The 22,326-nt window shown below is 73.7% G+C and carries 21 protein-coding genes; 15 read left to right on the top strand and 6 right to left on the bottom strand.

Annotation, left to right across the window (positions count from 1 at the left end; genetic code table 11):
* Positions 1 to 12 precede the first annotated feature (12 nt).
* The 8 genes from QOL15_RS03545 to QOL15_RS03510 all read left to right on the top strand — a co-directional run bounded on the left by QOL15_RS03545 (position 13) and on the right by QOL15_RS03510 (position 7,019).
* Entirely contained in the window at positions 13 to 684 is a 672-nt protein-coding gene (locus QOL15_RS03545; RefSeq protein WP_071246749.1) for a YitT family protein, read from the top strand.
* A gap of 114 nt (positions 685 to 798) precedes the next feature.
* The gene (locus QOL15_RS03540) at positions 799 to 1,674 is read left to right on the top strand and encodes a DUF4097 family beta strand repeat-containing protein (RefSeq protein WP_065963694.1); all 876 of its coding nucleotides are present in this window, start codon (positions 799 to 801) and stop codon (positions 1,672 to 1,674) included.
* Positions 1,671 to 2,264, top strand: a complete 594-nt coding sequence (locus QOL15_RS03535; protein ID WP_065963696.1) for a PadR family transcriptional regulator — start codon at positions 1,671 to 1,673, stop codon at positions 2,262 to 2,264. Before QOL15_RS03540 ends, QOL15_RS03535 begins: the two co-directional genes overlap by 4 nt.
* Positions 2,265 to 2,372: 108 nt before the next feature.
* Positions 2,373 to 4,718, top strand: a complete 2,346-nt coding sequence (locus tag QOL15_RS03530; RefSeq protein WP_071246750.1) for an APC family permease — start codon at positions 2,373 to 2,375, stop codon at positions 4,716 to 4,718.
* Between the two features lie 14 nt (positions 4,719 to 4,732).
* A complete protein-coding gene (locus QOL15_RS03525) occupies positions 4,733 to 5,494 on the top strand; it encodes a hypothetical protein (RefSeq protein WP_071246752.1) in 762 nt (253 codons plus the stop codon).
* A 209-nt stretch (positions 5,495 to 5,703) separates the two neighbouring features.
* Entirely contained in the window at positions 5,704 to 5,979 is a 276-nt protein-coding gene (locus QOL15_RS03520) for a DUF3072 domain-containing protein (RefSeq protein ID WP_065963701.1), read from the top strand.
* Positions 5,980 to 6,206: 227 nt separating this feature from the next.
* Complete coding sequence (locus QOL15_RS03515; protein WP_071246758.1) at positions 6,207 to 6,647, top strand: DoxX family protein; 441 nt, start codon at positions 6,207 to 6,209, stop codon at positions 6,645 to 6,647.
* A gap of 147 nt (positions 6,648 to 6,794) precedes the next feature.
* Entirely contained in the window at positions 6,795 to 7,019 is a 225-nt protein-coding gene (locus QOL15_RS03510; RefSeq protein ID WP_065963704.1) for a DUF3073 domain-containing protein, read from the top strand.
* A gap of 358 nt (positions 7,020 to 7,377) precedes the next feature.
* On the opposite strand, the gene purM is transcribed toward QOL15_RS03510, so the two are convergent.
* Positions 7,378 to 8,478, bottom strand: a complete 1,101-nt coding sequence (purM, locus tag QOL15_RS03505) for a phosphoribosylformylglycinamidine cyclo-ligase (RefSeq protein ID WP_083393944.1) — start codon at positions 8,476 to 8,478, stop codon at positions 7,378 to 7,380.
* Positions 8,479 to 8,549: 71 nt separating this feature from the next.
* On the opposite strand from purM, the gene purF reads away from it, so the two are divergent.
* Positions 8,550 to 10,007 (top strand): amidophosphoribosyltransferase, encoded by a 1,458-nt coding sequence (gene purF / locus QOL15_RS03500; RefSeq protein ID WP_065963708.1) that lies wholly within the window; start codon positions 8,550 to 8,552, stop codon positions 10,005 to 10,007.
* Positions 10,008 to 10,110: 103 nt separating this feature from the next.
* Here purF and QOL15_RS03495 read toward each other — a convergent pair whose 3' ends face one another.
* Entirely contained in the window at positions 10,111 to 10,551 is a 441-nt protein-coding gene (locus tag QOL15_RS03495) for a hypothetical protein (RefSeq protein WP_065963710.1), read from the bottom strand.
* A gap of 130 nt (positions 10,552 to 10,681) precedes the next feature.
* On the opposite strand from QOL15_RS03495, the gene QOL15_RS03490 reads away from it, so the two are divergent.
* On the top strand, positions 10,682 to 13,354 hold the full coding sequence (locus tag QOL15_RS03490; RefSeq protein ID WP_071248590.1) for a LuxR family transcriptional regulator: 2,673 nt from the start codon (positions 10,682 to 10,684) through the stop codon (positions 13,352 to 13,354).
* A 318-nt stretch (positions 13,355 to 13,672) separates the two neighbouring features.
* On the opposite strand, the gene QOL15_RS03485 is transcribed toward QOL15_RS03490, so the two are convergent.
* Positions 13,673 to 14,035, bottom strand: coding sequence for a sterol carrier family protein (locus tag QOL15_RS03485; protein ID WP_065963736.1), 363 nt, complete (start codon positions 14,033 to 14,035; stop codon positions 13,673 to 13,675).
* Positions 14,036 to 14,092: 57 nt separating this feature from the next.
* On the opposite strand from QOL15_RS03485, the gene purD reads away from it, so the two are divergent.
* Together purD and QOL15_RS03475 are read left to right on the top strand one after the other, a co-directional pair.
* Entirely contained in the window at positions 14,093 to 15,361 is a 1,269-nt protein-coding gene (gene purD, locus QOL15_RS03480; RefSeq protein ID WP_065963715.1) for a phosphoribosylamine--glycine ligase, read from the top strand.
* Entirely contained in the window at positions 15,358 to 16,227 is an 870-nt protein-coding gene (locus tag QOL15_RS03475) for a phosphoribosylaminoimidazolesuccinocarboxamide synthase (RefSeq protein ID WP_071248593.1), read from the top strand. Before purD ends, QOL15_RS03475 begins: the two co-directional genes overlap by 4 nt.
* Positions 16,228 to 16,354: 127 nt before the next feature.
* Here QOL15_RS03475 and QOL15_RS03470 read toward each other — a convergent pair whose 3' ends face one another.
* On the bottom strand, positions 16,355 to 17,680 hold the full coding sequence (locus QOL15_RS03470; protein ID WP_071248602.1) for a PP2C family protein-serine/threonine phosphatase: 1,326 nt from the start codon (positions 17,678 to 17,680) through the stop codon (positions 16,355 to 16,357).
* A 183-nt stretch (positions 17,681 to 17,863) separates the two neighbouring features.
* Between QOL15_RS03470 and QOL15_RS03465 the strand changes: the two genes are divergently transcribed.
* Positions 17,864 to 18,199: a hypothetical protein gene (locus tag QOL15_RS03465; RefSeq protein WP_071248605.1), complete on the top strand. Its 336-nt coding sequence runs from the start codon at positions 17,864 to 17,866 to the stop codon at positions 18,197 to 18,199.
* Between the two features lie 63 nt (positions 18,200 to 18,262).
* Here the strand turns inward: QOL15_RS03465 and QOL15_RS03460 are convergent, their stop codons facing one another.
* Both QOL15_RS03460 and QOL15_RS03455 read right to left on the bottom strand, forming a co-directional pair.
* Positions 18,263 to 19,603, bottom strand: coding sequence for a DUF4232 domain-containing protein (locus tag QOL15_RS03460; RefSeq protein ID WP_071248608.1), 1,341 nt, complete (start codon positions 19,601 to 19,603; stop codon positions 18,263 to 18,265).
* A gap of 179 nt (positions 19,604 to 19,782) precedes the next feature.
* Complete coding sequence (locus QOL15_RS03455; RefSeq protein WP_139197548.1) at positions 19,783 to 20,337, bottom strand: hypothetical protein; 555 nt, start codon at positions 20,335 to 20,337, stop codon at positions 19,783 to 19,785.
* A gap of 110 nt (positions 20,338 to 20,447) precedes the next feature.
* Between QOL15_RS03455 and QOL15_RS03450 the strand changes: the two genes are divergently transcribed.
* Both QOL15_RS03450 and QOL15_RS03445 read left to right on the top strand, forming a co-directional pair.
* The gene (locus QOL15_RS03450) at positions 20,448 to 21,224 is read left to right on the top strand and encodes an SDR family oxidoreductase (RefSeq protein ID WP_071248615.1); all 777 of its coding nucleotides are present in this window, start codon (positions 20,448 to 20,450) and stop codon (positions 21,222 to 21,224) included.
* A gap of 77 nt (positions 21,225 to 21,301) precedes the next feature.
* The gene (locus tag QOL15_RS03445) at positions 21,302 to 22,174 is read left to right on the top strand and encodes a VOC family protein (protein WP_071248618.1); all 873 of its coding nucleotides are present in this window, start codon (positions 21,302 to 21,304) and stop codon (positions 22,172 to 22,174) included.
* Positions 22,175 to 22,326: the final 152 nt, after the last annotated feature.

Genomic DNA, 22,326 nt, shown 5'->3' with positions numbered 1-22,326 from the left:
CACCATCGGCGCATGTCCCGCTCTCCCGCGCTCGTGCTCCGCTCCGTGCAACTGCTCGTCGGGCTGTTCCTCTACGGGGCCGCGACCGCCCTGCAGGTCCGCGCGGTCGTGGGGGTCGGCTCGTGGACGGTGCTCACACAGGGTCTCGAGCACGTCCTCCCGTGGTCCTTCGGCGTGGTCACGGTCGTGTCGAGCGTCGTCATCCTGCTGCTGTGGATCCCGCTCCGGCAGCGCCCGGGCATCGGCACGCTGTGCAACGTGCTCGCGATCGGCCCGTCCGCCGACCTCGTGCTCTGGCTCGTCCCGGAACCGGACGGCATCGTGGCCCGCGTCGCGCTGTTCGTCGCGGGGGTCGCCCTGCTCGCCGTCGCGACGGCCTGCTACATCGGCGCCGGACTCGGCACGGGCGCTCGCGACGGACTCATGGTCGGCGTGCACGAGCGGTTCGGCTGGCCGCTCTGGCTCGCGCGCACGGTCATCGAGGTCACGGTCGTGGTGGTCGGCTGGCTGCTCGGCGGCGACGTCGGCGTCGGCACGGTGGTCGCCGCGTTCGCGATCGGCCCGCTGGTGCAACCGCTCATGCCGCTGTTCCGTCGGCTGCCCTGGTCGCCGGTGCAGGTGGTCACCGACACCGGCCGGGAGGCACGCCCCACCCCCGCCGCGGCACCCACGCCCGTCCCGTGACGGGGACCGTCCCCACCGGCTCGCTGGGGATGCGCTGAGGCCCGTCGCCCACCGTGCAGACGCGATGTATCGTGACCTCCACAACGCGATACAACGCGAGTACCAGGAGGCACCATGGCCCAGGAGAAGTGGCTCGTCGACGAGCCGAAGGTGATCGACACCGGGATCGTCCGCGCCCTGCGCGTCGGACTGGCCGGTGGACAGGTCGACGTCGTCGCGCACGACGAGCCGACCGCCCGCATCGAGGTGCACGGCGTGTCCGGCAAGCAGCTCAAGATCGAGCTGGACGGCGACACGCTCACCATCGACCACCCGCAGATCGGGTGGGAGGACCCGCTCGGCTTCCTCAAGTCCTTCCGCGGTCGTGACTCGGCCGACGTGAGCGTGCTCGTGCCCCGCGACGCCCGCGTGACCATCGGCGTCGTGTCGGCGGGCGCGCTGCTCTCCGGCACGAACCGCGGCGCCTCGGTGAACACGGTCTCGGGCGACGTCGTCGTGGACGGCCTGGCCGGCGACCTCGCGGTCCACGCGGTGTCCGGCACCACGACGGTCCGCGGACTCGACGGCGCCCTCACGGTGCGCACCGTGTCCGGCAACGTCGTCGCGACCGGCGCGATCCCCCGGCTCACGGCCGACGGCGTGAACGCCGACGTGCTGCTCGACCTGCAGGGCACGCCCGACTCCGCGCGGGTGAACACCGTGTCGGGGTCGGTCGACGTCCGACTCGAGGACGGCGTCGCCTACCGCGCGACCGTCAGCACCGCGACCGGCACGCTGCAGTTCGACGACGCCCAGCTGCGCGGCGTGCGCGGCTCGCACGTGCAGCAGTCCGGGGAGCTCTCGGGCCAGTGGCTCGACCTCCGCGTCAACTCGGTGTCCGGTGGCGTCGCCGTCGTGCACGCCCCGCCCGTGACCGACGCCTGGGCGGGCACCCCGTCCACCGAGCCGACCACCGGCACTGACGACCAGCCGACGGAGGCGCCCGCATGAGCCCGGTCTTCGCCCACGGCCACCTGCGCCTGTACCTGCTCGTCCTGCTGGCCGACCGCCCCATGCACGGGTACGAGGTCATCCAGGCCCTCGGCGACCGCTTCGGCGGCACGTACGTGCCGAGCGCCGGCACCGTCTACCCGCGCCTGGCGAAGCTCGAGGCCGAGGGGCTCGTCACCGCGACGACCGACGGCCGCCGCACGGTCTACGCGATCACCGACGCCGGCCGGGCCGAGCTCGACGCCCGCGCCGACGACATCGCCGCGGTCGAGAACGGCGTCGCCGACTCGGTGAAGTCCCTCGCCGACGGCGTCCGCGCCTCGGTGGGCGAGGCGATGCGGTCCCTCCGCGCCGACCTCGCGGCGAGCGCGCAGGCACCGCGCACGAAGCCGACCGCGCCGTCGGCCGGGCAGCCGGAGGACGTCCCGTCCGCGGGCGCCCGGGCACTCCGCGACGTCGAGACGGCCATCGCGTCCTTCCGGCAGCAGGTGGGTGCCGACCTGCGGAGCCGCGCGACGCGCGGCACGCTCACCGACGACGCGGTGACGCGGCTGCGCGACGGACTCGAGACCCTGCGCCGCTCGCTCTGACCGAGGCGGGCCGACGGACCGACGCGGGGCGCGCCTCCCGGCGGGCACGGCGGACCGGGGCACCTGTCGATCCGCACAGTGTTGACTCGTCCGGTGAACTGAGTAGGTTTGCCGCTCGTGACGAACGAGGTGCGGTCGCTCAAGGCGCGACTGATCGGGGATCCCCTCCCCTCCGAGAAGCTCGAGGGACAGCTCCTCCCGAAGCACCTGGCACTGCCGATCTTCGCGAGCGACCCGCTGTCGTCCGTGGCGTACGCGCCCCAGGAACTCCTCATGATCCTGCTGCTCGGCGGCATGGCGTTCCTGACGCTCGCGCCGTGGGTCGCCGCGCTCGTGGTGCTGCTGCTCGTCGTGGTCGTCGCGTCCTACCGGCAGCTCATCAAGGCGTACCCGTCCGGCGGCGGCGACTACGAGGTCGCGCACCGCAACCTCGGCGAGAAGGCCGGGCTCGTCGTGGCGAGCGCCCTGCTCGTCGACTACGCCATGACGGTCGCGGTGTCGGTCGCGTCGGGCGTCGACAACATCATCTCCGCGCTCCCCGGACTCGACCCGTTCCGCATCGAGGTCGCGGTCGCGTTCGTCGTGCTGCTCGCGGGGGTGAACCTCCGCGGCGTGCGCGAGTCGAGCAAGGCCTTCGCGGTGCCGACCTACCTGTTCGTCGGCTCCGTGTTCGTGATGATCGTCACCGGGCTCGTGCGGGCCGCGCTCGGGCACGCCCCCGTGGCCGAGTCCGCCGGGTGGACCGTGCAGAACGTCGAGCACACCACCCAGGCCGCGTTCGTCCTGCTGCTGCTCCGTGCCTTCGCGTCCGGCTGCTCGGCACTGACCGGCGTCGAGGCGATCGCGAACGGCGTGCAGGCCTTCCGCCGCCCGAAGATCGCGAACGCGCAGAAGACGCTCGTCGCGATGGGGTCGATCGCGATCGTGCTGTTCGTCGGCCTGGTCACGCTCGCCCTGGTCTCCCGCGTGCACTACGCCGAGCGGGCCTGCGACCTGCAGGGGTTCACGGCGTGCGCGACCGCGCCGCAGCGTTCCCTCATCGCGCAGATCGCCGCCGCGACGTTCGGCGACGGGAGCGTCCTGTTCTACGTGGTGCAGGCGACGACCGCTGCCGTGCTGCTCCTCGCCGCGAACACCGCGTTCAACGGCTTCCCGCTGCTCGGCTCGATCCTGGCGCGCGACTCGTACGCGCCGAAGGCCCTCTCCACCCGCGGCGACCGGCTCATCTACTCGAACGGCGTCATCGTCCTGGCGCTCGTCGCCGTCTCGCTGCTCGTCGTGTACCGGGCGAACGTCACGAGCCTGATCCAGCTCTACATCATCGGCGTCTTCGTGTCGTTCACGCTCGGACAGACCGGCATGGTGCGGCACTGGACCCGGCAGCTCCGCGAGGACCGGGACGGCACCCGGGCACTCGCCGGCGAGCCACCGCTCGACCGCGCACAGGTCCGGCGCTCCCTGACGATCAACGCGGTCGGCGCGACGTTCACCGCCGTGGTGCTGGTCATCGTCACGATCACGAAGTTCACGCACGGCGCCTGGCTCGTCTTCGTCATCATGCCGGTGCTGTTCGTCCTCATGCTCGGCGTGAACCGGTACTACCGCGACGTCTCGCACGAGATCGCGGTCGACGCCGAGACCCGGTTCGGTGCGAGCGGCGACCACGCGATCGTCCTCGTCAACAAGCTGCAGAAGCCCGTCCTCAAGGCCGTCGACTACGCCATCGCCGCGCAGCACGCCGGGCTCGAGGCCGTGCACGTCGCGATCGACGACGTCGAGGCCCAACGACTCCGCGAGCAGTGGGCGGAGCACGGCATCGAGGTCCCGCTGACGATCGTGCCGAGCCCGTACCGGGACATCTCGATGCCGCTCATCCACCACATCAAGGCGCGTCGTGCGGTGCACGGCGCCGAGGTCGTCACGGTCTACACGCCGGTGTTCGTCGTCGGCCACTGGTGGGAGACGATGCTGCACAACCACCGCGGCCGGCGCATCCGCAAGAAGCTGCTGCTCGTGCACGGCGTCACCGTGGCACTCGTGCCGTGGCTGCTCGACTCCTCCGAGCTGCTGTACGGCCGGCGGTCGCGGCCGCTGCCCGGTCAGGAGCGCCGGGGTGAACCGGTGCGGCCGGCGCTGCGGCGGGCGCCGCACGGGGGCGGGGCGGGGACCGGAGTCGGGACCGGTGCCGCCGCCGGTGCCGGTGCCGGTGTAGGTGTCGGCTTCGGGGGTGCTCCCTCGGGGACGCCGGCCGACCGTCTGCTGCGGTCCGACCGGCGCAACAGCCTGCGGCCGACCTCCGGCGACGACACGGGGCGGCCGACCGGCCCCGCGCGTCGCGCCACCCGCCCCGCCGGTCCCGCGGAGGGCCTCGACCAGTCCCTGTGCACCGGTGAGCTGCGGGTCCGCGTGCCGGTGGTGGCCGGACCTCCGAACGACGGCGGCGACCGGTCGTAGCATCGGTCCTCGACATGACGAACTCCGACCTGCGCACCTACGCGACCTTCGACGGCCACGGCGGCAAGGTGTCGCAGCGCGTCGAGGTGCTCGACCACACGCCGCCCGCCGCCGGCCCGTACGCGGGCCTGGTCCCGGTGCGCGGCGCACACCCGCTCGGAGCGGTCGACGAACGCCCCGCCGACGAGGACGCCGACCTCGCCCGCGGGGTCGCGAGCATCGGCTGGGTCGACCCCGCCACCCTGCGCGACTGGTACCGACCGGACCGCATCGTCGTCTCCCGTCTCGAGGCACGCCGTTCCGGGCTGGAGCCCGGCCGGTACGCCGACTCCCGCGGTCGCGGTCGCGTCCGCATCGACGGCCTGGAGGCGCACCTCGCCCCCGACGGTCGGCCCGCGTTCCGCGCACTGGCCGGCCCCGTCGACGCCCCGGTCGTCGACGTCCCGCTGCCCACCGACCAGGCGGTCCGCCTCGTCGCGGTGCGCGCGGTCGACGAGGGGCTCGAGGTCGTGACCACCCCGGTGTCGCCGTTCCTGGCGCCCGGGCAGCACGCCGTGTACGGGGCCGACGTCGTCGGGCTGCCACCGCGTCCGGCCACCGGGACGGTCGAGGTCCGGGCTGCCGTGCTGCTCGACGGGGACCTGCACGAGGTCGAGCGCATCGACGAGCGGGCGGCGACGATCTGGCTCCGTCGGGGCGGGTCGGAGGAGCCGGTGCCGGTCGCGTCGAGCGCGGTGGGGCCGGACCTGGTGCGGTACACGGTCGTCGGGGGCTGACGGACGGGACCGGGGTCCCTGCGCTCCGTCGTCCGCCGTCCGGGGCCGTGCTGACGGTCGCCGGCGGCCGTCCGTGGTGCGTTCCCCGTGGTCCGTTCCCCGTTCCCCGTGGTCCGTTCCCCGTTGTCCGCTGTCCGCTGTCCGCTGTCCGCTGTCCGGGGGACGCCGTGCTGCGGGCCACCCGCGGTCCCGCGCGTACCGTCACCGCCATGAGTGATGCAGACAGCGCCGAGCAGCAGACCCCCGACGCCGGCCACCAGGGCGAGACCCTCGGCGGCGCACGTCCCGACCCCTCCACCACCGCGAGCAAGGACCCGGAGCAGTGGGTCACCGGTGACGAGCCGATGACCGGCCCGCAGCGCAGCTACCTCGACACCCTCGCCCGCGAGGCCGGCGAGGAGCTCCCCGCCGACCTCACGAAGGCCGAGGCGTCGGAGCACATCGACCGCCTGCAGCAGCAGACCGGGCGCGGCGCCGACTCCTGACCGCGAGCGGACACCCCGTCCGGTCCGGACCGTCCCGTGGCGGTCCGGGCGGGCGGGGTGTCCTGCGTTCGGCGGACCGCCGTGCCGCGGTGTCCTGCGTTCGGCGGACCGCCGTGCCGCGGTGTCCTGCGTTCGGCGGACCCCAGCCTGGGGGAACCCTGGTGAAGTCCGGGACGTCCGCCTGGACGGACGGGGTCGGTGACGCGTCACCGTCTACCGTCGGCGGCATGCGAACGACATCGACCTCCATCGGCCTGACCGCGCTCCGCATCGTCCTCGGCGTGGTGTTCATCGCCCACGGCGCCCAGAAGTTCGCGCAGGGCATCCCCGGCGTCGCACAGGCCTTCGCAGGCATGGGCGTCCCGTTCGCCGAGGTCGCGGCGCCCGTCGTCGCCGGCCTCGAGGTCGTCGGCGGCGTCTTCCTCGTCCTCGGCGTCGCCACCCGCGTCGTCGAGGTCATGCTGGCCCTCGACATGGTGGTGGCCGGGCTGCTGGCCCACGCCGAGGCCGGGTTCTTCGCCCAGGACGGCGGCTTCGAGTACGTCCTCGTGCTCGCGGTGGCCTCGCTCGCGGTCGCCCTGACCGGCCCCGGACGGTTCTCGGTCGACGCGCTCGTGCTCCGATCCGCACGCCGGAAGCGCGGCGTCACCGAGCCGCTCCCTGCCTGAACGCGCCCGACCGCTCGGCGCGACCGAGTCGGAACGGCACAGATGGTAGAGTGGACGCCAGATTTCAAACCACGAATCGTTCGGTTCCCCGGGTCGCCTTCCGCACCCGCCAGGACCGGGCCAGAGCCGATCACGAGGGGGTCACGCATGGGGCGCGGCCGTCAGAAGGCGAAGCACACCAAGGTCGCCCGGGAGCTGAAGTACTTCAGCCCGCAGACGAACTACGGTGAGCTCGAGCGAGAGCTCTCCTCCGGGCACGACTCGGACGAGAACTCGTACATCGACCGATGGGCGGACCAGTACGGTCCGGACCAGTACGTCGAGGACGAGTCGGACGAGCTCGACACCCAGGACCAGAACAAGTCCGCCTGACCCTCGAGGTCTGACACGCCGTGCACCTCCGGGTGCACGGCGTCTCTGCGTGTACGGCGTCGTCGTGTGCACGGCGTCTCCACGTGTGCGGCGCACCTGTGGCTCCGGCGTCGCTGCGTGTACGGCGTCTCCACGCGCACGACGTCTTCACGCTGCGGAGTCGCGCGCTGTCCCCGTCCGCGTGCACGCACTCGCGCAACGCGTCGAGCCCACCCGCCGAGGTCGCACGACTCGCCGCGCGGGAAGCGTCGAGGTGCCGATGACGGCCCGCTCGGGGTGCCGGAATTGTGGAACCTCGGGCAGCGCGAACCGCCCACGCCGCACCGCCCACGCCGCACCCCGCGCCGCGCGGGGCCACTCAGGCCCGGTAGGACCCCACCAGGCGGACGGCTCCCCCGTCGACGCCCTTCGCGCCCTGCTCGAACCCGGTCAGGTCGCGCTGCGCCGTCGACACCGCACCGACCGTCCACGCGGGCAGCCCCGCGGCACCGAGCGCCGCGACGACCGACTCCGCCGCCGACGCCGCGACGACCGCGAACATCCCGATGCCGAGGTTCCAGGTCGACTCGGTGTCCTCGATCGGCGTCCCGGCCATGTCCGTGAGCACCCGGAACACCGCGGGCGGGGTCCAGGTGGCGCGGTCGACCTCGACCGAGGTGCCGACCGGCAGGACGCGCGCCAGGTTCGCGGCGATGCCACCACCGGTGACGTGCGACAGGGAGTGCACGGCGCCCGGCTGCGACCCGAGCAGGTCGAGCAGCGGCGCGGTGTACAGGCGCGTGGGCTCGAGCAGGGCCTCGCCGACGGAGACGCCGGTGCCGAACTCCGGCAGCTGGTCGGCGTAGCCGACGCCCTTCGTCGACAGGATGTGCCGGACGAGCGAGTAGCCGTTCGAGTGCAGGCCGGAGGACTCGATCGCGACGACCACGTCGCCGTCCTCGACCAGGTGTGCACCGAGCTGGCGGTCGGCCTCGACCACCCCGGTCGCGGCGCCCGCGACGTCGTAGTCGTCCGGGCCGAGCAGCCCCGGGTGCTCCGCGGTCTCGCCGCCGACGAGCGCGGTGCCGGTGGCCGAGCAGCCGCGGGCGATCCCGGCGACGATGTCGGCGATGCGCTCCGGGACGACCCGGCCGCAGGCGATGTAGTCCGTCATGAACAGCGGCTTCGCCCCGACCACGACGATGTCGTCGACGACCATGCCGACGAGGTCCTGGCCGATGGTGTCGTGCTTGTCGATCGCCTGTGCGATGGCGACCTTGGTGCCGACGCCGTCGGTCGAGGTCGCGAGGAGCGGCCGCGCGTACTCCTTGAGGAACGACACGTCGTAGAGCCCGGCGAACCCGCCGACCCCTCCGAGCACCGATGCGTTGTGCGTCGCCGAGACGGCGGACTTCATGAGCTCGACGGCCAGGTCACCGGCAGCGGTGTCGACGCCGGCGGCTGCGTACGGGTTCGGCATGCGTTGTCCTCCGCGGGGCATGGCAGACTTGTTCGGTACCACCCGATCCTACGGTCTGGAGCACTCCGCGAATGTGCGGCATCGTCGGCCTCGTTGCGCAGGGGCCCGTCAACCAATCCATCTACGACGCCCTGTTGCTCCTGCAGCACCGGGGCCAGGACTCGACGGGCATCGCCACGGTCGAGGGTCGCGTGCACCACATGCACAAGACACGCGGGCACGTCCGCGAGGGCTTCCGCACCCGTGACATGCGGGCACTGCTCGGGACGATGGGCCTCGGCCACGTCCGGTACGCCACCAAGGGCGTCGCGAGCAACGAGGAAGAGGCCCAGCCCTTCTACGTGAACGCCCCGTACGGCATCGTCCTGGTGCACAACGGCAACCTCACGAACACGCGGGAGCTCACCCGCGAGCTGTTCGACATCGACCGTCGGCACCTCAACACCACGAGCGACACCGAGCTGCTCGTCAACGTCCTGGCGCACGAGCTCCAGGGCCAGGTCCGCGGCAGCGAGCTCGACGCCGGCCAGGTGTTCGACGCCGTCGAGCGCGTGCACGAGCGCGTCGAGGGCTCGTACGCCACGATCGCGACGATCGCGGGCCACGGTCTGCTGGCGTTCCGCGACCCGTACGGCATCCGGCCGCTCATCCTCGGGCACAAGTTCGACGAGGCCGGGCAGCCCGAGTGGGTCGTCGCCTCGGAGTCGCTCGTGCTCGAGTCCGGCGGCTACGACATCGTGCGCGACATCGCCCCCGGCGAGGCCGTCTTCATCGAGATGAACGGCCAGATGCACGCCCGCCAGTGCGCGAAGGACCCGCGTCTCGTGCCGTGCTCCTTCGAGTACGTCTACCTGGCCCGTCCCGACTCGGTCATGAACGGCATCTCGGTCTACGAGGCCCGTCTCCGCCTCGGCAACCGCCTGGCCGACACGATCGCGCAGTACGCCCCCACCGGCGACATCGACGTCGTGATGCCGATCCCCGACTCCTCGCGTCCCGCCGCCATGCAGGTCGCGCAGAAGCTCGGCATCGACTACCGCGAGGGCTTCTTCAAGAACCGCTACGTCGGCCGCACCTTCATCATGCCGGGACAGGCGGAGCGCAAGCGGTCCGTCCGGCAGAAGCTCAACGCGATGTCCTCCGAGTTCAAGGGCAAGAACGTCCTCATCGTCGACGACTCGATCGTGCGCGGCACGACGAGCCGCGAGATCGTCGAGATGGCCCGGGCCGCCGGCGCGAACGAGGTCACGTTCACGAGCGCCGCTCCCCCGGTGCGCTTCCCGCACGTCTACGGCATCAACATGCCGACGCGCATGGAGCTCATCGCGCACGACCGGAAGATCCCCGAGATCAACCGCGTCCTCGGCAGCGACCACCTCATCTACCAGGAGGTCGCGGACATGCGCGACGCGATCATCGAGGGGTCGGACGTCACCGACCTCGAGATGAGCTGCTTCACGGGCGAGTACGTGACCGGCTCGGTCACGCCCGAGTACCTCTCCTGGGTCGAGGCGAACCAGCTCAGCTAGGTCGCGTCACGACGCGACCTACAGACGGACGGGAGGCGCGGTGCCGGCTGGCACCGCGCCTCCCGTCCGTCGTGTGGTGGCGACCGTCGTGTGGTGGCGACCGTCAGCGGTCGGTGTCCGCCGACGGGTCCGTGTCGGCCCGCGGGGGCTGCGCCGGGGTGCCGTGGTCCTCGATCTCGCCGTCGACGGTGTCGGGGACCGGTTCGACCGCGACGCGCTCCGCCGTCAGGCGGGCGGCCCGACGGGCGAGGACCCGGTCGAGCACGACGGCGACGACCGCACCGACGGCCGCGCCGATGGTGACGCCCCAGAGCGAGAAGTAGCCGACGAGGGTGCCGAAGCTGGCGTCCTGCTGGTCGCCGCGGTCGATGTCCATGGTGACCGACACGACGACGAGCGTGGCGAGGAAGCCGAGCACCGCTCCGCCGAGGATGAAGACCCCGAACTTGGGTGCGCGGCGGATGGTGACCTCGTCCGGCGAGGTGACGGCGTTCGGTGCCGGCGCCACGGACGGGCGCTCGTCGGGTCGGTCGGTGTCGCTCACCCGTCCATTGTCCCCCACTGTGGGACGTGCTCCGGCCTGGCGCCCCCGGCCCGTCCGGGAGAGGATGGTCGCTACCCGTCGGTATCCGCGGAACGCACCGGGTCGGGAGGGGACCGTGCCGTCGAGGACGATGTCCGACGGCCGGGTCGGTCCGGTGTCCCGGACACCGACGACGAGCGACACGACGAGCGACCACGAGGGGAGGCGACCGGTGCACGGACGGACCGCTGACGACGCCCGGCGCCCGGGGATCCCCGCGCGCGTGCCGTGGCCGATCGTGCAGCGCCGCGAGGAGGACCGTGCGGTGTCGGTCGTGGCGGAGCACCGCTGGAGCGTCGCACTGGTCGGCGCCCCCGGCCTCGGCAAGACCTCGACCGCCGCCCGGGTCACCGACCGGGTCGCCCGTCGCGACCCCTCCGGCCGCACCGTCGTCGTCCCGATCACCGCCGTCGCCTCGGGGCGTGCGATGCCCTTCGGTGCTGTCGCCGACCGCTTCGGGGAGCTCCCCGAGGCCCTCGCCGAGCTGGTGGACGACGCCGCGGCGGCACAGCGGCTCCGCGAGACGACCGACCTGGCGGACCGCGACGTCCTGCTCCGGGTCGACGATGCGGACCACCTCGACGCGATCTCCGCGCGCTACGTCGCGTGGCTCGTCCGCGACCAGGGTGCCCGGCTCGTCCTGACCTGCCGGGACTTCTCGGCACTGTCCGACCCGCTGCGCGCGCTGTGGCAGGACGACCTGCTCGAGCGCATCGACCTCGCGCCGCTCGACCTGCAGGAGACCGGCGACCTCGTGGCGAGCGCCCTCGGTGCCCAGCTCGAGACCGCGTCGACGGAACGCGTGCACCGCGCGACGGCCGGCAACCCGCTCTACCTGCGCGAGGTGGTCCGCGCCGCCCTCGCGTCGGGCGCCCTCGAGCAGACCGCGTCCGGGTGGTACTGGCGCGGCCGGGTCACGGCGTCGAGGAGCCTGGCGGACATGTACCGCACCGAGCTCGGCGCCCTGCCCGAGGACCTGCGCGACGTGGTCGACATCGTCGCGCTCGCCGACCCGATCCCGCTCGGACGCCTGCTCCGGCTCGTGTCCGGCGGCGACGTCGACCGGGTCGTGGGGCTCGGTCTCGTGACCATCGAGACCGGCGAGGACTGCACGCGGGTCGCGAGGCCCTCGCACCCGCTCGTCGGCGAGGTCGTCCGATCCCTGGTCCCGGTCGCCCGGCGCAGCGCCCTGTTCGCGCGCGCCAACGCCTTCCGCGCCGACCAGTCCGAGGGGGCACCGCCCGCCGCCCGGCTCCGCGCGGCACTGTGGGCCCTCGACTGCGGGATCCTGCCCCCGGTGGCGCAGCTGCTCGACGCGACGGAGATCGCCGTCCGCCTGCAGGAGCAGGAGAGCGCGACGGCGCTGGCGTCGGCCGCGCTCGGCACCGCCCTGACCGCCCGGGAGCGGGTCACCGCGCACGTGCTGCGCTCGATCGCGTTCTCGTACAGCACCGGGCGCGAGGCCGGGCGGGTGGACGCCGAGGCCGCGTGGCGGCTCGCCCGGACCCGACCGGCCGAGGTCGGCGACACGATGGTGGTCGAGGCCTGCGAGACGCTGGCGAACATCCGCCAGTTCCACGACGACGACGTGCTCGCCGCGGTCGCGCTGACCGAGACCGCGGCCGGGCTCGTCGGACCGGAGACCGCCGAGCGCCTGCGTCTGCTCCGCCTGGCACACCTCGGCTGGGGCGGCCGGTTCGAGGCCGTCCGCGACGAGGTCGAGCGCTCGGGCGTCCTCGAGCAGCCCACGATCCCGGTCGCGTTCCTGTGCGTGGCCCCCTGCGCCGTGATGGCACTCGGCACCGCGGGGCGGCTCGACGACGCCCTCGCACTGGGCCGGCGCGCGCTGGCGACCGCGGTCGAGCACGTCGAGGAGGCGCCGTGGAGCGTCGGCGAGGTCGTGTCGGTCCTGCACCAGGTGCAGGTCTGGCGCGGTGACGTCGCGACGATGCTCACCGAGATCCCCGTCCGGCGTGCGAGCCCGTTCCTGAAGTACGACTTCACCCTCGAACTCATCGGCGTCGGCAACCAGGCGCTCGGCAGCCGGCGGTGGGACGACGCCGTGACCGCCTTCTCGGCCGCGTGCGAGCGGTACGACGTCGCCGACCACGGCGGGTTCGCGGCCTACCCGTGGGCACGCCTGGCGATGGCGCTCGCGTACGCCGGACGCGCCGACGAGGCCGCCGTCGCGCTCGACCGTGCCCGCACGACGCCGCTCCGCGCGATGCGCATCACCGGGGAGCAGGTCGCGATGTCGATCGCGTGGACCGAGGCGGTGCTCGGGCTCCCGGCGGGACTGCAGCACGCGGACGACATCATCGAGCGCTCGACGGCGACCGGCGCCTGGGTGCACGTGATGTACGGGCAGGCGTTGCACTACACGAACGACATGATGAACGGGCGCGACGTGACGGGGTCGCTCGCCCGGATGCGCGCCGCCGCCGCACGGGTGGACGGGCCGCTCGCCGCGGCGATCGTCGAGTACGCCGACGCCGTCCGGTCCCGCGACAAGGGTCGGCTCGTCGCCGCGCAGGCCACCCTCGCGACGCACGGCATGGCGGTCTCGGCGGGACGGTTCAAGCCGCCGCTGACGCACCGGGAGTACGAGGTCGCCCAGCTGGCGGCGCAGGGGCTGAGCAACCGGCGCATCGCGGAGTCGCTCGGCCTGTCGGTCCGGACGATCGACGCCCACGTGTCGCGGGTGTTCTCGAAGTGGGACCTGCACGGGCGGTCGGAGCTCGCCGAGATGCTCGGACCGCGCTGAACGGACACCCGGACGCCCACGAGCCCACGTCCGGGCGCTGCCGACACCTGTCGCAGAGCCAGAATCGTGACGCCTCGTCACGGAAACGGGCGCGCGGAACCTGCGGATCGGTTGCGGATTGCAGCACGACGCGCCGCCACGGTTGACAACACGTGTGACACGTCGCGTACCTTGGACCCTGTCGCCGGGTTCGGACCCGTTCGGGTCGGGTCCGAATCCCGGCGACTTCTCACGTTACGCAACCGGTTACGTGCGGCGCATCGGTAGGACCTACCTAAAGCCGTGAGGCAGGCGAACGACCTCGGCGGGCGAGCGGCCTCAGGCCGCGACCCGCACCGGCAGGAACGCCGCCAGGTCGGCCCGCGAGCCGGAGGCACTGACACGTGCCGTCCCGACCGCGTCGGCCCAGCGCAGGTCGCCGGTCGCCAGGGCGAGCCAGGTCGTCGCGTCCATCTCGACGACGTTCGGCGGGGTCCCGCGGGTGTGCCGGGGACCGGGGACCGCCTGCACCGCGGCGAACGGCGGGACCCGCACCTCGACGCTGTTGCCGGGGACATCGTCGGCGAGCCGCTGCAACGTCCAGCGGACGGCGGTCGCGACGTCGCTCCGCACGGTCGAGCCCTGCTGCACGGCGGCGAGCGCCGCGCGCCCCTCGGCGTCCTCGATCCTCCGCGGTGGCATGTCCACAGGCTAGCCCCCGCTTCGCGGACGGCGTGTCGCCATCGGTAGGGTGATCGGGTGCGAATCCTCGTCCTCGGTTCCGGTGCCCGCGAGCACGCCATCACGACGGCCCTCCTCGCCGAGCAGGCCGGACACGTCATCACGGTGGCCCCCGGCAACGCCGGCATCGCCGCCGACGTCGAGACCGTGTCCCTCGACCCCACGAACGGCGCGCTCGTCGCCGAGTACGCGATCGAGAACGGCGTCGACCTCGTCGTCGTCGGGCCCGAGGCGCCGCTCATCGCGGGCGTCGCCGATCCCCTGCGCACCCGGGGCATCCCGGTGTTCGGCCCCGGCAAGGCCGCCGCGCAGCTCGAGGGCTCGAAGGCCTTCGCGAAGCGCATCATGGCCGAGGCCGGTGTGCCGACCGGGCGTCCGGTGTACGCCGGCACCGTCGACGAGGCCGTCGCGGCCATCGACGAGCTCGGCGCACCCTACGTCGTCAAGGCGGACGGCCTCGCCGCGGGCAAGGGCGTCCTCGTGACCGAGGACCGCCAGGCCGCCGTCGACCACGCGACGTACTGGTTGCAGCACGGCGGCGTCGTGGTCGAGGAGTTCCTCGACGGCGAAGAGGTCTCGTTGTTCTTCCTCAGCGACGGGCACGACGTCCGCGCGCTGAGCCCCGCGCAGGACCACAAGCGCCTGGGCGACGGCGACACCGGGCCGAACACGGGCGGCATGGGCGCGTACTCGCCGCTGCCGTGGCTGACCGAGCGGTGGGCCTCCGAGCGGGCGTTCGTCGACGAGGTCACCGACCTGGTCGCGCTGCCCACCGTCCGCCGGCTCGAGCACGAGGGCACGCCCTTCGTCGGCCTGCTGTACTGCGGCCTGATCGTCACCGAGCAGGGCGTCCGGGTGATCGAGTTCAACGCACGCTTCGGCGACCCCGAGACCCAGGTGGTCCTCCCCCGCCTCGTGACGCCGCTGAGCGAGCTCTTGTCCGCCGCGGCGACCGGGCAGCTCGCGAACGCCCCCGAGCCCGCGTTCCGCGACGACGTCGCCGTGACGGTCGTCCTCGCGAGCGAGGGCTACCCGGAGAACCCGGTGACCGGTCGCGTGATCACCGGTGTCGACGCCGCGAACGCGCGCGAGGGCGTCTCGGTCGCGCACGCCGCCACCGGGGTGCTCGACGACGAGCTCGTCGCGACCGGCGGGCGGGTGCTCAGCGTCGTCGCGACCGGGTCCTCGTTCGCCGAGGCCCGCGAGCGCGCCTACGCCGGGATCGGCGACATCGCGCTCGAGGGCGCGCAGTTCCGCACCGACATCGCCGCGAAGGTCGCCCGGTGACCGCCGCTGCCGAGCTGTCCGGTTGGCGGCACGTCTCCTCGGGCAAGGTCCGCGAGCTCTACGTCCCGGAGGGCACCGCGGACGTGGCGAGCGCCACCGAACTCCTGCTCGTGGCCTCGGACCGGGTGAGCGCCTACGACTTCGCGCTCGAACCCCCGATCCCGGGCAAGGGCGAACTGCTCACCCGGCTCGCGCGCCACTGGTTCGACCTGCTCGCCGACGTCCCGAACCACCTCGTCCCGGACGACGCCGGCGGCACACCCGTGCCCGCCGAGGTCGCCGCGCGGTCGATGCACGTGCTGCCGCTCGACATGTTCCCGGTCGAGTGCGTGGTCCGCGGGTACCTGGTCGGCAGCGGCTGGGCCGAGTACCGCGAGTCCGGCAGCGTCTGCGGCGTCGCACTCCCCCCGGGCCTGTCCGAGGGCGACCGCCTGCCGGAGCCGATCTACACGCCCGCGTACAAGGCGCCGCAGGGCGAGCACGACGAGAACATCTCGTACGAGCAGACCGTCGAGCTCGTCGGCGCCGAGGACGCGGCGACGCTCCGCGACCTGTCGCTGCGGGTCTACGCCGAGGCCGCGGCGATCGCGCTCGAGCACGACGTGGTCATCGCCGACACGAAGTTCGAGTTCGGCCGCGACGCCGACGGGGTCGTCCGGATCGCCGACGAGGTTCTCACGAGCGACTCGAGCCGCTACTGGGACGCCCGCTCCGGGAACCGCACCGACTCGTTCGACAAGCAGATCGTGCGCGACTGGCTCAGCGCGCACTGGGACCGGCAGGGCACCCCGCCGGTGCTGCCCGACGAGATCGTGACGCGGACGGCCCTGCGGTACCGGGAGCTCATCGAGCGCCTGGGCGCCTGACGCGGACCCCGCGCCGCAGGGCGCGGGTCGGGACGGACGGGAGGCCCGTGGCGGGCCCGCCACGGGCCTCCCGTCCGTCCCGGCGCAGCGCAGCGCGCAGCGTCCGCCGCGGCGCACGTGGTGCGCATCAGTCGCGCGCCAGCACCACCACGGTCAGGTCGTCGCCCGGGTCGTGCTCGACGGCACGGGCCCGCACGCGGGCGAGGAACGCGTCGATGTCGGGCTCCTCGCGCCAGAGCGCACCGAGTCGCGACAGCGCGGCGAGCGTCGAGTCCCAGAGCTCGAGCGCGCCGTCGCTCACGACGACGAGCACGTCACCGGGCTCGAGCACGATCGACCCCGACGTCCGCTCGAAGCCGGACGGGTGCAGGCCGATCGGCAGGTCGCTCGACAGGAGGGTCCGCTCGCCACCGTCGGCGCGCATCTGCAGGACCAGCCCGTGGCCGGCGTCGACGAAGTCGAGCTGTCCGGTCGCAGGTGCCAGGCGGGCGTGGAACATCGTCGCGAACGAGCCCGCGCGACCGAGGTCCGGCGCGACCTGCTCGTCGAGGGCGGCGACCACGTGCTCCGGGTCGGCACCGGGCCGCGCGAGGAGGGCACCACGGATCGTCGCGGCGAGGAGTCCCGCGGACATGCCCTTCCCCATCACGTCGGCGACGGTGACGTGCAGGTCGTCCCCGCTCCGGCGCCAGTCGTGCAGGTCGCCGGAGACCACGCCGTGCGGGACGGACATGCCGCCGATGCGGTAGCCGGGCACGCTGATCGGCGTCGGCTGCAGGTTCGCCAGGACGTCGCGGAGCCGGTCCTCGTCGGCGCCCGCGGCGAGCTCGCGCTCCGCCCAGACCCCGAGCTCCTCGAGCAGGGCGAGGTCGTCGGGGTCGAGCGTGCGCGGTGCCGGGTCGACCAGGCAGAGCGTGCCGACCTTGACGGCCTCGTCGCCGACGCGGAGCGGGACACCGGCGTAGAACCGGACGTTGGGGTCGTCGACCACCATGGGCATGTCGGCGTAGCGCTCGTCGGCCCGGGCGTCGGGGACCACGACGGGGCCGGACTCGGACAGCGTGCGCCCGCAGAAGGTGTCGTGCAGCGGGATCGTCGGGCCGAAGAACTGGTCGCTCTGCTGCGAGTGGATCGTCAGGACGTCGGTGCCGGCGAGGTTGAGGAACGAGCCCGAGACGCCGAACGCCTCGCGGGCGATCCGGGTGATGCGGTCGAAGCGCTCCTCGGCGCCGCCCTCGACGACGTCGAGCGCCGCGACGAGGGCCGCGCGTCGCGCGGCCTCCGGTGTGACCGGCGTGGCCGACGCGGCTGGGCCGACCGGCGCGGTCGGTTCGGCGGATCTGTCGGGTTCGGCTGATCCGGCCGGTTCGGCCGATCCGGTTCGTTCGGCTGATCCGGTTCGTTGGGCTGATCCGGTTCGTTCGGCGGAGGTTGGTGAGGTCCCCTGGTGCATGCCGTCAACGGTATCGCGGCGCGGGCGGCGTGCTCGTCCCCAGTCCGGAGGACCCCGCGCTGGGTATCCGCCGAACGCGGGCTGGACCCGGGGAGGAGCCCGGGGTCGGAGTCGGGGCGGCACCGGGCGCGTCCGGGCCCGCACCCGGCCGTCGGGCTGCGCCCCGCGGCGTACGCTGGCCGGGTGTCCCGTGGCCCCTCGTTCCTCCGTCCCGTCCTCGCGGTGACGGTCGTCGCCCTCACCGGACTGTCACTCACCGGCTGCGGGGCACACGACTCGACCGGGCAGATCACGGTCACGGTGTCGGCGGCCGCCGCGCAGCACCCCTACGAGGTGCAGGTCTACGCGGCGACCGGCAAGCTCTCCGAGCACCAGCGGGTGTTCCCGGGCGGGACCGCCGACTTCGCCGGGGTGCCGCTCGGCGCGGTCACGGTCCGTGCGCGCGACCTGTGCCCGGTCGAGACGACGGTGTCGAACGACGACGTCGCGACGGTCACGCTGGCGACGACGGGCTGCTGACGCCCGGCTGCTGACGGCGCGCTGCTGACGCCGGGCCGTCGCGGGTCGCCCGGTCAGGGGCGGTCAGGACGCCGCGGGCTGGGCCGGCTCGAGCGACCACGCCGTCACGCTCACGGTCGTGCCCGCGACCACGTCGAGGTCGACCGGCCAGGACCCGCGACGGTCGCCCGGGAACGACGCGGCCCACAGCGTGCGGGTGACGAGCGCGTCCGAGGTGCCCCCGGCACCCCAGCCGAGCGTCGTCACGGCGGACGCCCCGGCCGGCAGTTCGAACCGCGTGGGCCCGGGGTCGGCCGCGAGGTACGAGCCCCCGTGCTCCACGGTGACGTCGAGCTCGTGGCCGTTCTGGTCGGCGAACGCCACGTCGGGGTAGCCCTCGACGACGCACGGGGCATCGGTGGAGTTCGTCAGCCGGAGCGTCTGGCTGCGGTGCCCGAGTCCCGCGCCCGGATCGCCGAGCAGGAGCATCGCCTGGTCCTCGGTGCACCACGACGGGTCGCGCTCGGTGTCGGAGCCGGGCGCTGCGGTCGGGACGGGGGTGCCCTCCGCGTACGGGTCGGGCAGGGCGCCGTCCGCCGGGTCGGCGCCCTCGGCACGCGCGGCGTCCTGCACCGAGGCGACCCGTGCGGCCCGCAGCCCGGCCGTGCCCGAGCCCACCACGGCAGCCGCGGCCACGACCGCGACGAGGACGGTGCCGAGGCGCGCGGTGCGGCGACGCGGCCGCCCGGCACCCGCGGCACGGGACGGCCGTGCTCCGGCGCCCGACTCGGCGGCGCTCGACTCGGCGGCGCCCGACTCGGCGGCGCCCGACCCCGCGGGTGCGACGGCGCGCCGGACGAGCAGCGCCGGCAGCCACCCCTGCACGAGGCCCCACCACGCCCCGGTCGCGGCCTGGGTGCCGAGTCCGTCGGCGACCATGCGGAGTCGGGGTGCCGGCAGGTTGCCGACGATCGTCGCGAGGTCGACGGTGAGGCCCGCGACCGCGGCGGCGACCACGACCGCGAACCAGGCGACGACGAACCGTGCGGTCCGGTCGGTCGAGCGGTCGGCCAGGGGCAGCACGAGCCGGACCACGACGGCCAGGACCAGCGCCGCCAGCACGGTCTCGGCGACGCCCCACCCGACCGGCTGGACCCACGGCGAGAACGGCAGGGTCGCCGGCAGGACCGCGGTGACGCTGCTCGGCAGGAGGCTGTGCCAGGTCAGTGCGACCCCGAGGGCGCCGCTCAGTGTCCACAGGACGGCTGCCGCCACGGGGACGGCGACGAGGGCCGCCCGACCGGGGACGGTGCCTGGGCTGCGCCGACGTCCGGGGCGGCCGTCCCCCGGCGCGGTCTCGTCCCCCGGTGCTGCCTGGTCACCCGGTGCTGTCCCGGCGTCGCCACCGTCGTTGCGTGCGTCCACGTGCGTCCCCTCCCGATCGCCGGACGATCCTCGCACAGGTGCGCCGGGTGCCCGTCCGCCGCAGCCGCGAGGGTGGCCGCCGGGCACGGCGTCAGTGCGTCAGCGCGTCAGCGCGTCAGCGCGTCAGCGCGTCAGCGCGTCAGCGCGTCAGCGCGTCAGCGCGTCAGCGCGTCAGCCGATCAGTGCGTCAGCAGCACCTTCACCGCGCCGATCGCGAACGCGACCGCCGCGAGCACGATGCCGCCCCAGAGCCCGAGGAACGACGGCCGCCGACCGCTGAAGCGCTGCAGGAACACGCCGACGAGCCCGATGCGGACGACGAGGATCACGATCGCCGCGGTCTGCGCCCACTGCGCCGGCAGCCACCCCGCCCACGCGGCGGCGTAGAGGACGGCCGGGATGAGCCCCGAGGTCGCGATCGGGTTCGCGTCGCGCAGGATCGCCCCCACGGTCTCGCGGTGCTCCTCGTCGTCGCCGGTGTCCCCGATCGCGTGCGCGACGACGTGGGACAGCACGTGCGCCAGGTAGGTCAGCACCGCGGTCGCGAGGACCGTGAGCACCGCGGCGCCGTGCTCGATCTGCTCCGGCGAGGCCGCGATCGCGACGGCGAGCACCGTGATGTTGCCGTAGATGTAGGACGACATCCGGTCGCGCAGCCGCTCCACCGGGAACGTCGCGGGGTCCGGCCCTCGGCGACGAGCGGGGTCGGACGGGCGGCGGCTGGGTCGGGGCACGTCCCCATCCTGCCCGCCACGCGGCGCCGTGCGCCGTCGGGACGCCGGGTGCGGTGCCAGGCTGGGTGGGTCGGCGCACGGTCGCGCCGACCAGACGGGAGGCACGGCACATGTCCCAGCGACCACTCGCCCTGGTGACCGGGGTCGGCCGTCGCGCCGGCATCGGCGCCGCGATCGCGACGCGACTCGCGTCCGACGGCTGGGACCTCGCCCTGTCCTGGTGGGGTCCGTACGACGCACGCGTGCACGGCGGGGCCGACCCCGACGGGGTGGACGCGGTCGTCGCGGAGGCCGAGCGTGCCGGGGCACGCGTGACGCGCCTCCCGGTCGACCTGGCCGACCCGGAACAGGCGGCCGCGCTCGTGGACCGCACCGAGGCGGAGGCGGGCGCACCCGTGACCGCCGTCGTCATGTCGCACTGCGAGTGCACGGAGTCCGACTACGCGTCGACCACGGTCGAGTCGTTCGACCGGCACCTGACCGTGAACGTGCGGGCACCGTTCCTCATCGTGCAGGCGTACGCGCGCCGGTTGCGCGAGGGTGCCGACGCACCGGTCGACCGGCGGCGCGTGGTGGCGCTGACGAGCGACCACGTCGGCTACAACCTGCCGTACGGCACGAGCAAGGGCGCGCTCGACCGGCTGATGATCGGTGCCGCGCAGGAGCTCGGTGACGTGCACGTCAGCGCGAACGCCGTGAACCCGGGGCCGAACGACACGGGGTGGATCACCGACGAGATCCGCGAGGCGGTGGTCGCGCAGACGCCGCTCGGACGTCCCTCGACGCCGGGCGACACGGCGGCGCTGATCAGCTTCCTGCTCGGGCCCGAGGGCGGCTGGGTGAACGGGCAGCTGCTCAAGACGGACGGCGGGTTCAGCGCGCGGTAGGTGCGAGGCCGCGGTGGTCAGGTCCGGACCGCGACGATTTGGTTGACGCGTCAACCAAATCGGCGCACACTGGGGTCATGCACACGCAGGACCTCCTCGCCGCGGACACCGGGATGGGCGCCGTGACGCTCCGGGTCGCCGACCTCGACACGATGGTCGCGTACTACCGCGACGGCGTCGGACTGCGCGTCCTGACCGAGGACGGCGGCGTCGCGGTGCTCGGCCGCGGCACGACGCCGATCGTGGTCCTCGAGCACGCGCCGGCGATGCGCCACGCGGCACCGCACGAAGCCGGTCTGTTCCACACCGCGATCCTGTTCGACAGCCGAGCCGACCTCGCCGCCGCGCTGTACTCGGTCGCGACGAGGTACCCGCAGACCTTCACGGGCAGTGCCGACCACCTGGTGAGCAACGCCTTCTACTTCCAGGACCCCGAGGGCAACGGCGTCGAGCTGTACTGGGACCGGGACCGGACCGAGTGGTCGTGGACGCACGGCATGGTCGAGATGGACACGATCTACGTCGACCCGAACGCGTTCGTGCAGGAGCACCTGACCTCGGTTGCGCTCGAGTCCGCGGCCGCCCGCCCCGGTCGGGTCGGGCACGTGCACCTGTCCGTCGGGGACGTCGCCACCGCGAAGGCGTTCTACGTCGACCGGTTGGGCTTCGCGACGACCGCGGCGATGGGCGACCAGGCGCTGTTCGTCAGCGCGGGCGGCTACCACCACCACATGGCGATGAACACGTGGAACTCCCGCGGGGCCGGACGGCGACAGCAGGCACTCGGGCTCGGGCTCGTCCGGATCGAGGTGCCCGGGGCGGATGACCTCGGCGCCCTCGTGGCCCGGATGCACGAGGGCGGGGTGCAGACCGCGGACGACGGGCGGACCGTGGCGTTCGAGGACCCGTGGGCGAACCGCATCGAGGTGACCGCCCCCGGCCGGGGCTGAGCGGGCGGGGTTCGGGGGCCGGGGAGTCGGGCGGGCGGGTGTCGGGCGGGCGGCTGTCGGGGGGGGCAGGTGTCGGGCGGGCGTCGGGCGGGCGGGTGTCGGGCGGGCAGGTGTCGGGCGGGCAGGTGTCGGGCGGGCGGGTGTCCGGCGGG

Source organism: Curtobacterium sp. MCBA15_012, assembly GCF_001864935.2.
Lineage (GTDB): Bacteria > Actinomycetota > Actinomycetes > Actinomycetales > Microbacteriaceae > Curtobacterium.
Note: the sequence above shows the minus strand (reverse complement) of the source record. Positions and strands in the feature narration are given on the sequence as shown.